This window comes from Nitrospiraceae bacterium (assembly GCA_019637075.1).
Lineage (GTDB): Bacteria > Nitrospirota > Nitrospiria > Nitrospirales > Nitrospiraceae > JAHBWI01.
In genome coordinates, this window is the sequence record JAHBWI010000002.1 from 79,125 (window position 1) to 92,890 (window position 13,766).

Annotated in this window: 15 protein-coding genes; 9 read left to right on the forward strand and 6 right to left on the reverse strand. The window is 60.1% G+C overall.

Annotated elements, in window-relative coordinates:
* Window positions 1-6 precede the first annotated feature (6 nt).
* On the forward strand, window positions 7-1,383 hold the full coding sequence (locus tag KF814_04645; protein ID MBX3235418.1) for a sigma-54-dependent Fis family transcriptional regulator: 1,377 nt from the start codon (window positions 7-9) through the stop codon (window positions 1,381-1,383).
* Between the two features lie 81 nt (window positions 1,384-1,464).
* On the opposite strand, the gene KF814_04650 is transcribed toward KF814_04645, so the two are convergent.
* Window positions 1,465-2,220: an NDP-sugar synthase gene (locus tag KF814_04650; protein ID MBX3235419.1), complete on the reverse strand. Its 756-nt coding sequence runs from the start codon at window positions 2,218-2,220 to the stop codon at window positions 1,465-1,467.
* An 80-nt stretch (window positions 2,221-2,300) separates the two neighbouring features.
* Window positions 2,301-3,401, reverse strand: coding sequence for a phosphotransferase (locus KF814_04655; protein MBX3235420.1), 1,101 nt, complete (start codon window positions 3,399-3,401; stop codon window positions 2,301-2,303).
* 132 nt (window positions 3,402-3,533) lie between these two features.
* Here KF814_04655 and KF814_04660 point away from each other — a divergent pair, with 132 nt between their 5' ends.
* The 3 genes from KF814_04660 (at window position 3,534) to KF814_04670 (ending at window position 5,964) form a co-directional block, all read left to right on the forward strand.
* Window positions 3,534-4,505: an aldo/keto reductase gene (locus tag KF814_04660; GenBank protein ID MBX3235421.1), complete on the forward strand. Its 972-nt coding sequence runs from the start codon at window positions 3,534-3,536 to the stop codon at window positions 4,503-4,505.
* A 312-nt stretch (window positions 4,506-4,817) separates the two neighbouring features.
* The gene (locus KF814_04665) at window positions 4,818-5,198 is read left to right on the forward strand and encodes a hypothetical protein (protein MBX3235422.1); all 381 of its coding nucleotides are present in this window, start codon (window positions 4,818-4,820) and stop codon (window positions 5,196-5,198) included.
* Window positions 5,199-5,667: 469 nt separating this feature from the next.
* On the forward strand, window positions 5,668-5,964 hold the full coding sequence (locus KF814_04670; GenBank protein MBX3235423.1) for a hypothetical protein: 297 nt from the start codon (window positions 5,668-5,670) through the stop codon (window positions 5,962-5,964).
* 47 nt (window positions 5,965-6,011) lie between these two features.
* Here the strand turns inward: KF814_04670 and KF814_04675 are convergent, their stop codons facing one another.
* On the reverse strand, window positions 6,012-6,443 hold the full coding sequence (locus KF814_04675; GenBank protein ID MBX3235424.1) for a VanZ family protein: 432 nt from the start codon (window positions 6,441-6,443) through the stop codon (window positions 6,012-6,014).
* 106 nt (window positions 6,444-6,549) lie between these two features.
* Between KF814_04675 and KF814_04680 the strand changes: the two genes are divergently transcribed.
* The 5 genes from KF814_04680 (at window position 6,550) to KF814_04700 (ending at window position 11,972) form a co-directional block, all read left to right on the forward strand.
* Entirely contained in the window at window positions 6,550-8,754 is a 2,205-nt protein-coding gene (locus tag KF814_04680) for a hypothetical protein (GenBank protein ID MBX3235425.1), read from the forward strand.
* Window positions 8,755-8,874: 120 nt separating this feature from the next.
* Entirely contained in the window at window positions 8,875-9,876 is a 1,002-nt protein-coding gene (locus KF814_04685; GenBank protein ID MBX3235426.1) for a DUF4931 domain-containing protein, read from the forward strand.
* A gap of 488 nt (window positions 9,877-10,364) precedes the next feature.
* On the forward strand, window positions 10,365-10,583 hold the full coding sequence (locus KF814_04690; protein MBX3235427.1) for a hypothetical protein: 219 nt from the start codon (window positions 10,365-10,367) through the stop codon (window positions 10,581-10,583).
* 157 nt (window positions 10,584-10,740) lie between these two features.
* The gene (locus KF814_04695) at window positions 10,741-10,938 is read left to right on the forward strand and encodes a thiamine biosynthesis protein ThiS (protein MBX3235428.1); all 198 of its coding nucleotides are present in this window, start codon (window positions 10,741-10,743) and stop codon (window positions 10,936-10,938) included.
* 89 nt (window positions 10,939-11,027) lie between these two features.
* Entirely contained in the window at window positions 11,028-11,972 is a 945-nt protein-coding gene (locus KF814_04700) for an adenine nucleotide alpha hydrolase family protein (GenBank protein ID MBX3235429.1), read from the forward strand.
* A gap of 53 nt (window positions 11,973-12,025) precedes the next feature.
* Here KF814_04700 and KF814_04705 read toward each other — a convergent pair whose 3' ends face one another.
* The 3 genes from KF814_04705 to KF814_04715 form a co-directional block, all read right to left on the reverse strand.
* On the reverse strand, window positions 12,026-12,217 hold the full coding sequence (locus tag KF814_04705; protein MBX3235430.1) for a hypothetical protein: 192 nt from the start codon (window positions 12,215-12,217) through the stop codon (window positions 12,026-12,028).
* A complete protein-coding gene (locus tag KF814_04710) occupies window positions 12,214-12,594 on the reverse strand; it encodes a DUF2235 domain-containing protein (protein MBX3235431.1) in 381 nt (126 codons plus the stop codon). The genes KF814_04705 and KF814_04710 overlap by 4 nt, the downstream gene beginning before the upstream one ends.
* 179 nt (window positions 12,595-12,773) lie before the next feature.
* Window positions 12,774-13,676 carry a multicopper oxidase domain-containing protein gene (locus KF814_04715; GenBank protein MBX3235432.1) on the reverse strand — a complete coding sequence of 301 codons (903 nt, stop codon included), beginning with the start codon at window positions 13,674-13,676 and terminating at the stop codon, window positions 12,774-12,776.
* Window positions 13,677-13,766: the final 90 nt, after the last annotated feature.

A 13,766-nucleotide genomic window follows, 5' to 3' on the forward strand; every position in this document is an offset into this window, starting at 1 on the left:
GTCACGATGAAAGCCAAGATCCTCATTGTCGACGACGATCAGGACATCGTGACGATGTTGCAGGATCGCTTGGATGCGAGCGGATACAAGACCGTCACGGCGGGCGACGGCCAGCGCGGGCTCGAACTGATCGAGCAGGAGTCGCCGAACTTGGTGTTGCTCGACCTCTATCTGCCGCGCCTCAAGGGCATGGACGTGCTCAAACGCCTCGCTCAGAGCCGACAGATCGAGGAACTACCCGTGATCGTGATGACCGCCGCCGGCACTATTCCGGATGCGGTCGAGGCGATGCGCCAGGGCGCCTACGATTTCCTCACCAAGCCGCTCGAAAAGGATCACCTGCTGATCGTGATCCAGAAGGCGCTGGAGCGCGATTCCCTCAAGCGCCAGGTCGCGGTCCTGAAGTCGGATCTGCGCAACCGATATGCCACGATCGTGGGCAACAGCCCGAAAATTCGTACTGTCATCGAATCTGCGCAGCGCGCGGCAAAGTCCGACGCCGGAGTACTGTTGTTGGGCGAGAGCGGAACCGGCAAGGAACTCTTCGCACGCTCGATCCACCAATGGAGCCCTCGTCAAAGCGCGCCGATGGTGGTCATCAACTGCGTGGCGCTCACCGAAACCTTGCTGGAGAATGAACTCTTCGGTCACGAGCGCGGGGCCTTCACAGGAGCCGACCGTCAGCAGAAGGGCAAGTTGGAAATGGCCGAAGGCGGGACGGTCTTTCTCGATGAAATCGGCGATATGTCGCTTCCGCTCCAGGCGAAGTTGCTTCGCGTCTTACAGGACCGGGAGTTTCACCGAGTCGGCGGAACCAGGCCCGTCTCGGTCAATGTGCGGTTCATTGCGGCCACGAACAAGGACTTGAAGCAGGCCGTCAAGGCAGGACAATTCCGGGAGGATCTGTTCTTCCGGCTCAACGTGGTCAGCTTCACCCTCCCGCCCTTGCGGGAACGGACGGAAGATATTGCAACGCTGGCCGACTTCTTCTTGGAGCGCCACGCCATCGAGGCCAAGCGGCCCGGCATGACGCTCAGCACTGCGGCCCGCGCTGCCTTAACCCGCTACCCTTGGCCGGGAAACATTCGAGAGTTGGACAACGTCATCTCCCGCGCGGTCGTCCTGAGCCCGAGTGACGTGATCGAACCGGAAGTCCTGGCCCTGTCACCGGACGAACCACTCCGGGCGGCGGGAGGAGACGAACTCCCCTACCTGAACCTGACCTATCATGAATCGATGGAAGCCCACAGCGCCTACATCATTGAACGGGCGTTGGGCAAGGCGGGAGGCAATCAGACGAAGGCTGCCGAACTCCTCGACCTGCAACGAACCTACCTGGCCAGACTCATCAAGCAGCGCAAAGCCACTCCCGAAGAGCAGTAGAACAGCGTCGGTGGTGGTTCATGAAGGGTATCTCCTTTTGCCGCACCGGCAAGGCTTCACGAAATAGCCGTACGCTACAGCCTATACGCGCTCATTTCCCACGAACTGCTGACGTGCGGCGAGGCTGATCAACCCGGCAGCGGCATCATGCTCGACTTGAGCGTATCGGTCGGGCGTTCCGACATCCGTCCAGTACCCGTCGAAATCATACCCGACGATGCGCTCGCCGTCCTGAATGCCTCTCACGTAGGCATCGATGATCGAGGATTCCTTCCCGGCCGGCAACGAATGCAGGAGCCTCGGATGGAGGATATGGATGCCGGCAAACATACGGGCTTGGGTCGGTTCGGTTGAGGCCAGGCCTCGGCCCGTGATCCGGACCACCTCGCCCCTGGCGTTCACCTCGACCAATCCCCATTTCGCTGCATCGGGATCTCGTCGCAACACCATCGTAGCCGCAGCCTGCTGCCTGTGGTGAAACGCGATTACGGCACCGAGATCCAACTCAAACAGCGTATCCCCATTCAGAACCAGCACCGGTTCGCCGTTAAAGTTCGGCTCTGCCTGCTTGATCCCACCACCCGTGCCCAGGATCACCGGCTCCTGCGAATAGGTCAGGCGCAGACCGAACTTATCCCCATCTCCCAGCGCCCGCTGAATCATCGGGCCAAGATGGTGCAGGTTAATGATGGCCTCGTGGATCCCATACCGCTTGAGGAGGAGGAGATTCCAAACAATGAGGGGCGTCCCTGCGACCGGCAATAGGGGCTTCGGAACGACGTTGGTGAGCGGTCTCAGCCTGGTGCCGAACCCCGCCGCAAGGATCATGGCTTTCATCTTCTTCTATCGGTAGAAGTGAAACGTAAGACGTCAGATGCAATTCCGTCGCTCACGTCTACCGTTTCACGCTTTTCGTTCTAGCGCAGTTCCGGCACATAGGGCGCGAGATGGCGCTGCAGGATCGCCAGTTCAGGATACTTTCCAAGGTTGCGTTTGACGTAGCCCAACACGCGCGGGATATCGGCCAGGAACTTGGGGTTGTGCTTGACGCGGTCGATGTAGACGAATCGTCCCGCCGCCTTGAGGTTCCGCTGAATGCTGGTCAGGTCGAACAGTCGACGGAATGCCGCCCGGTCCGCCCAGCCCTGCTTGTGCGACGCCAGCCCGTCCAGGAATCGGTCGATGAGGTGATCGACCACCGCCTCGTCCAACTGAATGTAGGCATCCTTCAACAACGACGCAAGGTCGTAGGTTGCCGGGCCCATGAGGGCGTCCTGAAAATCGATGATCCCGATCCGATCCCGATCCACCATCAGATTCCGCGAATGGTAATCGCGGTGAACGAACACTTGAGGTTGGCCTGCCAGCAGCTCGGCAATCCGATGAAACTCGGATTTGATCGCCTGCTCGTCGGCCGACGCCATCGGCTTCCCGTTGCGGGCCACGATGCCGTATTCCAAGAAATGGTCGAACTCCCACATCAAGAGCGGCACATCGAAGCGACGGTGGAATGCGATGCATCCAGGCGCGGCCGGCGTCGTCCCCTTCACCTGGAACTCCACGAGTTGCCGAATCGCCTCGCCGTAGAGAGATTGAATCGTCGCGCGATCCGCATCGCGGCAGGACTCGGCCAACGTCAGATCGCCAAAATCTTCCAGATACAGGAGCCCCGCCTCGCGGTCATAGTGATAGAGCTGCGGAACCGTCACCCCCGTCTTCCGAAGATGCGTGAGCACATTCGTAAAGGGGAGTTCGGTGATTTGCACCGAGGAGCCGCTGACCGCTTCCTCCGATTGCTTGAACCCTTCCGGCTCCGCCAACTGCATGAGGATGACCCCGGCGGGAGGCCCCTTGAGCGTCACACGGAAATATCTGCGGTTCGACGCATCGCCCGCCAACTGAACCATAGCGGCAAACGCAGCCCTGAACGGCAATTTGTTCGCAACCGTCTGGGCAATGCGATCAGGATCAGGAGGTGCAAGCGGTTTGGCAGGTGCGGCAGGATTTGTCGTTGTCATATGTGGGCATTATATCCAAAACTCTTCGAATGGCCAGCAGAAACTCCCCCATTGCAACGCGCGTGTGCGTGAAGCACGTTGTCATCGCTCACGCTCCATGCGTATGCTGGGTCACGAAAGAAAGGAGCCGCCATGCAGTACGTGCACCTCGGTCGATCGGGGGTCCGTGTCAGCCGTCTCTGTCTCGGCACGATGAACTTCGGCCCCCATACGACGGAAGCCGACAGCCATCGCATCATGGATCGCGCCCTGGAGCTCGGCCTCAATTTTTTCGATACCGCAAACGTCTACGGTTGGAAACTCGGGAAGGGCGTGACCGAGCAAATCGTCGGGCGCTGGTTTGCGCAAGGCGGCAGCCGACGTGATCGGGTCGTCCTTGCCACGAAGGTTTTCGGCCGCATGGGAGAGTGGCCGAACGAGCAACGGCTCTCGGCGCTCCATATCAAGCGTGCCTGCGAGGACAGTCTGCGCCGTCTGCAGACCGACTACATCGATCTCTATCAAATGCACCATATCGACCGGGATTGCCCGTGGGATGAAATCTGGCAAGCGATGGAACAACTGGTCCGAGAGGGCAAGGTCCTCTATGTCGGCAGCAGCAATTTCGCAGGCTGGCACGTGGCGCAGGCGCAGGAGTCGGCAAAAGCGCGCCATTTTCTCGGGCTCGTGTCGGAACAGAGCCTGTACAACCTCACCGAGCGGACCGTGGAATTGGAAGTCATTCCCGCCTGCGAGGCTTACGGCATCGGACTGATCCCTTGGAGCCCTCTCGCGCGAGGCATGCTGGGGGGCGCCCTGGCCAAGGCCGCGGCAGGCCGCAGAGCGGAGAAGGATGTCATGAAGCATATCGCCACTCACCGGACAAAGCTCGAGGCCTACGAAAAGTTGTGCAAGAAGCTGGGCGAAGCCCCGGCTGATGTGGCCCTCGCTTGGTTGCTGCAGCAGAAGGCCGTCACGGCGCCGATCATCGGCCCGCGCACGCTGGAGCAATTGAACGGTGCGATGCGCGCGGTCAAGCTTTCCCTGCACCGCGAGACGCTGAAGCAGCTCGACAAGATCTTTCCGGGACCCGGCGGTCCAGCCCCGGAAGCTTACGCCTGGTAGCGCAGACATTACTGGCCTGTCAGGAGCCTGACGACACAGTCAGGTTCCGCGCAGGACTCATTGATTCGCCCTGCGCGATCGTCCTACAGACGTCCTAGAAAAATTTCCCTGTCGCCGAATGCCCCACCCGCGCCAAACGCGGCTCCAGGCCATGCGATCAGGCGCCCCTTCCTGCCCCACTCAAGATTGCCTTCCAGCGAACCGAGAGAAAGATAGGAACGGCATCAGACTTGCTGTTCTACTCAGTGAGGCGCGCACCTCGTCGGTATCACGAAGGTTGGTCGGACTCACCACCAACACGAGGGGGAAGTTATGCGTACCTTACGCCGCGCCGGATTCAGTCTCTGCCTCTTCACCTTTCTCACCGCCATAGCCCTTCCTGCTTTTTCTCAGCAGCTACCAGCGGAACCAGGCGCTGAACGGCTCATCAACGAAGACGTGAACGTCGTGGCCGGACTCTACATCCGCGAGTATTCACTGGCCGGGAACGGCATTGTCGATTTCAAAACCGCCCGCCAGATCATTCAAGCGGAACACAACGCCTTCGGAAACACCGTGGTCGAAACAATGCCGTACCCGCTCTTCTATTGGTACGACGAGCAGGACACCGGCGATTTCCACATGTGGGTCGACCAGAAAGGTGAAGGCTGTCGCTGCGACATCGTGCCCTACGTGGCAATGGCGGGAGAGTGATGAAACCAGACGTCCGAGACGAACAGCACCATCGAGATAGACGCATCTCGCGTCTCACGTCTGCCATCCCGCGATTGCCGCATGTGTCCCCCGGTACCGGGACCTTTTTTCCCGACGGCAGCACAAGCTTTCCGGAGTCCGGACATTCCTGCCGGGTTGGAGGACAAGCGACTGTTTCCGTTCTCGCAGCATTCGCGCAAGGCGCGGGCTGTCCAATGAAGAACAGTGTGAACACACACATCTTGTACGGAGCGACGAGAGACTACGCAATCAGCGCGCCTGGTCCCGACGCCGGTACCTGCGTAACGACCTGCCATCACCGCGTCTCTGGGCTGCTTCGTCGTTTCTATCGCGGGATATCGTCGACCAAAGAAGGACAGCAGGCGTTGCGACGCAAGCGGCACTATCCTTGCTCCCTTCATCGTCCCTGGCAATCCCTCGACCACCGGCAGCAGGGAGGTATACGCGCATGAACGCCCATCAGGTCCATCCACGGACACAGGCAAAACGCACCGCAGCGGCCCCGTCGCCGGCGCTCGCATCACAATGTCCCCTGTGCCGAGGACATCTCGTGGCCGACGTCTATGTCGACACCATCGATGCCGGCGGACATGTGTGGGTCCGCGCGCTCCGTTGCGTGCAGTGTCGAAAGATTGCGGATGCCGCAGGGGAACCGATCGAAAAGCACTACGGGATTCACCGGTTGAAACGCGGAAACCTGACGCCACAGCACATCGGAGATGAGGTTACTCCGTTGGGAACCTAGTGATCCGGTGAACCGATAAATTGGTCCGGTTACGGAACGACGGGGTGCTAGATTCGCTCTCGCCCCAGCACACTCCAAACCAAGCCACCGGCCGAGGCTCCGGCGACATCGGCCACCAAGTCCAGCACATCGGCTTCCCGAAACGGAACAAAGAGCTGGTGAATTTCGTCGCTCGCCCCGTAGCAGGCGCAAAAGGCAACGGCATAAGAAAATGCGGACTGCGCAATGGTTGGACCGGCGGCGTGACGGCAGGCTCGAAAGGTGAGCGCTCCAAGCACGCTGTACTCGCAGAAATGCAGCACTTTGTCCGACACTTCTTTCATGAGGGAAGAGACCGCCTCCGGCGTGGCAGAGAGCGAGGACCCATAGAAGATCAACGCGGCATACGCCGCCACCGGGCCCCAATACCAGAGGTTCAACGCGATCGAACGGTCCTGAAGATGTTGCGCGGAAGGGGATGCGATCTGCTCAGACGACATAGGGCCTCACTGGTCGGGGCTTACGCGAGTTGCATGATCACGCGTGTTCGTTGCAACCCTCATACCCCTATGACATACTGCGCCTGACTCTGCAACAAACTTCACGATGAAAGACATTCGCCTCTGCTTCCTCTGGCATATGCACCAGCCGTACTACACGGACCCCGTGGCGGGGTCCGCGAGTATGCCCTGGGTGCGCCTCCATGCGACGAAGGCCTACTACGACATGGCCTTCATTCTCGAGCAGTATCCACACGCTCGATCGACGTTTAACTTCACCCCGTCGCTCCTGCTCCAGCTCGAGGAATTTTCAACCGGCCGCGTACGAGACCTTTTTCTCGAATACGCGCAACGGCCGGCGGCCGATCTGACCTCGACCGAAAAGGCCTTCCTCATTCGTCATTTCTTCTCAGCCAACTGGGCCACCATGGTGCGTCCTTTCCCGCGCTATCACGAGCTGCTGGTCAAACGCGGCACGGACGTTCAGGGGCGGGACCTGGATCGCATCGCCAAGACGTTTTCCACGCAGGACTTCCTCGACCTTCAGGTCTGGCACAATTTGGCCTGGTTCGGGTACGGCAGCATGAAACAGTTCCCCCGGCTCGCCGCCTTGCGCGCAAAGAACCGCGGATTCACCGAGGAGGAAAAGCAGGAAGTGCTCGCGCTCCAGCAGGAGGCGATCCGACGAATCGTGCCGATGTATCGCGCGCTCCAGGATCGGGGCCAGGTCGAACTCACGACCACGCCGTTCTTTCATCCGATCCTGCCGCTGGTCATCGATACCGAGTTCACCCGCCGCGCGCGGCCCGACCTGCCGCTCCCGGCTCGCTTCCATGCACCGGCGGACGCCGAAGCCCAGATCCAACGGGCGGTTGAGTACCATACCCGCACGTTCGGCCGAGCCCCGGCTGGGCTCTGGCCGTCGGAAGGCTCCGTCTGTCCTGAAATGTTCCCGATTCTCGCGAAGGCAGGGATTCGCTGGTTGGCCACCGACGAGGGCGTGCTCTATCGCTCCATTCAAATGGCCCACCAGGCCTGGAACCGCCACTATCATCTATACCAGCCCTATCGCACCGAATTTTCCGATCCCCCGCTTGCCATGCTGTTCCGGGACCGCGACATTTCGGATGCCTTCGGCTTCGTTTACCATAAAACCACCCCGGACTCGGCGGCGGAAGATGTGCTTCGCCGCGTGCGCAGCCTCGCCCATGACATCCCCCATGCCCAAGGCATCATCCCGGTGATTCTGGACGGCGAAAACCCCTGGGAGCATTACCACGACGGCGGCGAGCGGTTCCTCTCGCTGTTGTTCCAGGCGTTTGAACCGGACGGACTGCATATCGGCCACGGCATCCGTGTCAGAACGAGCACGATCGGTGACGCGCTCGGAGCGACGCCGCCGACACAACGCCTCACCCAACTCCACTCCGGCTCCTGGATCAACCAGGACTTCAAGATTTGGATCGGCCACTACGAGGACAACCGCGGGTGGGACCTGCTGCAACATACGAGGGCCCGGCTCCTGGAAGTCACCCCGTCGTTGCCGCCGGATCGCGCGCAGGCGGCCTGGGACGAGTTGTATGCCGCTGAAGGTAGCGACTGGTTTTGGTGGTACGGCGACGACTTCGACACCGACTACAAGCAGGAGTTCGACCGGCTGTTTCGCACGCATCTGCGTAACGTGTGGACCTATGCGGGCCTGACGCCGCCGGACATGCTCAACGAACCGATCGTCAAGGTGAGGACGGCCCAGGAACTGGATCTCGTGCAGCTCCCGGTTACGTTCGTCCAGCCCACGATCGACGGCGCCGTCTCGAATTTTTTCGAGTGGCGCGGGGCCGGCATGATCAATCCCAACCCACCGTTGGGCGCCATGTGGAAATCCGAAGGGCTGTTTGCCGCAATCTTTTTCGGCTTCGATCGGGAGCACCTCTACCTGCGGCTCGATCCGGACGACCGGTCCCAATCCAGGCAGGAACAGTGCACGGCGGACCTCACCATCTCCTGCGGCATCCAGCAATACCGGCTCTCCTGCTCACTCGCACCGACCGGCGTCCACACCTTCATCGCCAGCCAGGCGGACGACACTGGAAGTTTTCACGAGCTTCGGCAGTACAGTTCCATTGCGCGCGGCAGGATCCTCGAATTGGCCGTGCCGTTCAAAGACTTCGATATCGCCGTCGGCGACGAAGTTCGGCTGGTGCTCACGGTGTCCGAGAATCAACTGGAAGTGGCGCGATACCCGCACCACAACCCCGTCACCTTCCAACGCCCCGGCGACGACTTTGAATCGGCGATGTGGAGAGTATAGGGGAAAGGACAAATTGCTGACCGCATAATTTGGCGATGTGTCCTACGACTATTCCATTTGTCCTTCGACTCTTGAACTCACCAGATCGCTGGATTACCAAATCAACCTTGAGGAGACTCGATGCCTGAGTTACGACGCGATCCGATCGTAGGACGATGGGTGATCATTTCCACGGAGCGCAGCGGCCGGCCGCAAGACTTGATCGTGCCCTGCCCGCCGGTCGCTTCCAATGCGCTTTGCCCGTTCTGTCCCGGCCAAGAACGCCTCACGCCGCGGGAGATCCTCGCCTACCGCGCGTCCGGATCGGAGCCCAACGGTCCCAATTGGCACGTGCGCGTGGTCCCGAATAAATTTCCGGCGCTCCAAGTCGAGGGCGAGATGGGACGGGAAGGCATCGGGCTCTACGACCGCATGAACGGGATCGGCGCGCATGAAGTCATCATCGAGACCCCCAACCACAGCGACGGCCTCGGCGATATTCCGCCCAAGCGGGTCGAAGACGTGTTGTGGGCCTATCGCGACCGCATCCTCGACCTGAAAAAGGATCTTCGGTTTCGCTACATCCTGATCTTTAAGAACCACGGCGCCGCCGCCGGGGCGACGCTGGAGCACAGCCACTCGCAATTGATCGCACTCCCCATCGTCCCCACCAACGTGATGGAGGAGATCGACGGGTGCCGCGCCCACTACCAGCAGAAGGAACGCTGCATCTACTGCGACGTGATGCGGCAAGATCTGGCGGACGGCGGCCGAGTAGTGGCGGAAAACCCGGAGTTCGTCTGCATCACTCCGTTCGCACCGCGATTTCCCTTCGAGATGTGGATCCTGCCCAAGCGGCACGCGGGCTATTTCGAGGAAAGCCAGCGGGGGCAATTCGAATTCTTAGCCCCGATCCTCTGTGAATCGCTCAAACGGATGGACAAGGTGCTGGCTAAACCGGCCTACAACTTCATGCTACACAGTTCCCCGCTCCACGAACGGACCGGGGAGTTTTACCACTGGCACTTGGAGATCATCCCCAAATTGACGCAGGTCGCCGGATTCGAGTGGGGCACAGGCTTTTACATCAACCCCGTCTCGCCCGAGGAATCAGCCAGCGCCCTTCGCGACGCTGAGATCTAGCAGCATGTTGGAAAGCTCGGCGGTGCTGTGCTCCACCTCGTTGATTGAGCCATCACCTGACGCCGGCACACGAGACGGGCGACGTTCCCCCTCATCAGCATCGCCCTCGGAGTTCTGTTCTCGCTCTGTGCCCTGGAAGCGCTCCTCCGGTTCCTGCTCGGCCCTTTACGGTTGGTTCCGTCGCCTCGCCGAATAGCGCAGGGCTCTCCCTCACCGATCATTCGCGACTCACTTCAGAAATCGTGAATCACACGCCCTTCTTCGAATACGTCGCCAATACGCGACGACACGTACATTTTGTCCACGCCTAACACATCAACAAGACCCCGCGTGCCACACTCATACAGTTTGACAAGATCCTTCGACCGGCCAGGCATTTGTCCAGGTGAAATGGTTGTGTTTCGATGCGCGAATGGCATATGTAGGTCTCGTTAGTAAGGGTATTCAACGAGGCGACTGCGGACGCGCCGAGAACAAGGAGCGCAACAATGGCTATTCGGAACACCCCGCCACTCACTCGACACAACGGCGACCTTGCCATGACGGCCACACAGGCTGACTGGAAGGACACACCGTTCAACAAACCCTTCAACATGATGGAAGAGTCATCGCGGTTTCACAAATGGCTCGCCGCCGGATCCGGCCTCCTCTTCCTCGCCATGAGCGGCTTGCTCCTGTACCAAATCCTTCAACTCTACGGAAAGTAGTTCGCGGCCAATCCAGCGTCCTCGTACGACAGTAAAAGGCATGGTCGACTCACGTCCTTTCATGCCGTCTTGATCAGCTCCGGCCGGCCTATGGTGCCGCCAGCGTACCGCCGCGGGTGATTTGCAATCCTTCCGTCTCGGGCCGTATCATCGGCCCATGATCATTCAACTCAGCCATCCCCCTCGCCAGGTCGAGATCAAGGGACCAAAGCGCAGCAAAGAAGTGCTGCGGGAACTGAATCTTGTAGTGGAGGCCCATCTCGTCATCCGCGGCGACGAACTCGTCACCGAGGACGAACTCCTGCGCGACACGGATCAGATCGAAATCCGGCCGGTCATTTCCGGAGGGGTATAGCGGTCAGCCATCATTGAACGCTATCCCGCAACCCAATCATCCCTCATGCGGAACGCCGACAGCCGAATCCCGAAAGCCGGCACAGAATCATGAACTGCACGAAGTGTCCCACCAGCACCAGAGCGGTCATTGGATTGCCGCGGCACAATGCCGCGTTTTGCAAGGCTTGCTTTACCGAGTTCGTCCATGACCAGGTTGCCCGCGCGATCAAGTCGCAAGAAATGTTCGGCCGGGAAGATCGCATCCTCGTGGCCGTCTCCGGCGGCAAGGACAGCCTCGCGCTCTGGCATATCCTCCTCACGCTCGGCTATCGCGCCGACGCGCTCTACGTGAACCTCGGCATCGGCGGATACTCCGAAGAATCGCATCGCAAGGTTCAGCGATTCGCCGAAACGGTGGCGGCACCGAAAGGGGCGACACTGCACGTGCATGTCGTGGAACAGGAGGCAGGCGCCGGCATCCGCGAACTCTCGATGGTGATCCATCGCCCGACCTGTTCGACCTGCGGGACGATCAAGCGTTACCAGTTCAATCGAGCCGCCATCGAACATCAGTATGACGTGATGGCCACCGGCCATAACCTCGATGACGAAGCCGCCCGTTTGCTGGGCAATGTCCTGCACTGGCAAGAGGAATATCTGGAGAAACAGGGCCCGTCGCTGCCTGCTTCGGTGGAGGGATTCGCGAAGAAGGTAAAACCGCTCTATCGATTGACGGAGCGTGAAATTGCCGCCTATGCCATCGTCAATCGCCTCGACTACATCGTGGACGAATGCCCGATGGCCAAGGGTTCGAAGATGCTGCTGTACAAGGACGTTCTGAACAAGCTCGAGACAGAGTCTCCAGGAACCAAGCAGCGATTCTACTGGGGATTCTTGGATAAGCAAAACAAGCCGGATGCTCCCGCCGAATCCATGGCGGAAAAGGATCAGCGTACACTCCACCCCTGCAGTTCCTGCGGCCAACCGACCACCGCCGACGTCTGCACCTATTGCAAGATGATGGCGAAGGCCAAGGCCACCGCTCCGCGCTAACCACGCTGTACCCACATGGCCATGAGGCCCTACGCCATCCGCTCCCGTTCCGTTCATGCGACGTACTTACGCGGCTCAGGCGGAAGGTTTGCGGGCCGATAGGGCGGTTGTGCCTTGTCCCAGCGTTGTCCGACACTGGCATGGAGCAAAGCGGATGGAGGAATCGCCCGCACGGCAGGACGGACGGTGACAAACGGCGGCTTGTAAGAATCGTGCATCGGCATCATCAGTGGATCGCCGATCACGTCCGGCAATCCACTCGCGCCAACAGAACCCCATGCGGCTGCACCTTCGTGAGCATCCAACTCAGCGCGAGGTCGGAGAGCACGGTTTCCTGATACCCCCCGCCGCTATCCGCATGGATGCCGGCAAACCACACCGGTTCGACTCCTTCACGCGCGCCCCATAAGCTCGGGGCGAAGCTTTCGCGCCTTTCGTCGATCGCCACCGCGTGATAACCGAACCGCACGTTCGGATGCAGCGCCGTGTCGTGGAATCGGAACAGGAAATGGCCGAGCCCGCTGAAAAGCCCAAGCGGGCTCCCGAGGGCCCCGACGGTATCCCACACGCCGATAACTTCGATCGTCAAGTCCTGACACTGATAGTCCGGAGTCCTTCCCATGCAGCACACCACCTCGCAGCAATGCGAGATAGAGATTCACGACTTGGGCGTCGTAGGGAAGCCTCCGCAGGACCACCTTAAGGGCCTGGTCGACTGCTCACGAAACAGAACGGCCGGCACCCCATGGATGGGCATGCCGGCCGTTCGCCTCGCAGAACCTATGACGACTCAGTTGCTCCTTAGTGAGCGGCTGCCGACTTCACCTTCCCCGACGCGATGAAAGGCATCAAGGGCAGGTTTGTCGCATCCTTGTGGACCTTGAGGATGGCGATCGCACCGCGCAACGCATCGGTCAAAGAATGCGTCACGATCGGCACCACGCCTTCCCCCTTATCCACCACCATGTCCATGATCGCGGCGCCTGCCGGCGGAACCATGTAGGTCTGCACGCCCCGGAGACGGTTGGCAGGATTGCCGCTCTCCCAGACATCTTCCCACAACTCCGCGATCGGGTGGACCGCGGAAAAATTGTTCGGACCGGTGTTCACGAAATAAAACCGCACCCGCTCGTCCGGCTTGGCTTCGAGGAAATGCCCGCCGCTCTTGCTGTGCACCGGGTCGTAGCGAAAGACGCCGCCGTTGAACACGACATTCTCATACTTCCGATCGAACATGCCCTGCACGTCGTCCGGATCTTTGTATAGCTCGCTCTGCACCAGAACATATTCGCGATCGGCAACGGGCATGGATTTCTTATCCTTGGGGTCCACGATGATGGCACCCATCATCCCCCGCGCCACGTGCTGAATCATCGGCGACGCGCCGCAGTGGTACACGAAAATCCCCGGCTCTTTGGCTTCCCAGGTGTACTGGAGCGACTCACCGGGACGGAGTTCCCGGTAATGCATCAAGAAATCGGTCTGCGCAGCATGGAAATCCATGGAGTGCGGACGGCCGTTCGTCTCCGGATTCGTGAAGCTGAAGTCGACCAGATCGCCCTGCTCGACCCGGATCACGGGACCGGGATACTGATTGTTGAAGGTCCAGGCACTGTACGTCGTGCCCTCGCCGTCGACGACCACGTCGGTCTCCACGGCCGTCATCTCCACCTTCACAGTCTTCGCTTCCACCGCTGCCGCCATCGCGAACAGCGCCGCGCATGCCAATGCAACACACTGTCTTCCTCTCGCTTCAGCCTCCTTGTTGATAAATGACTCACCGACCGTGTCACT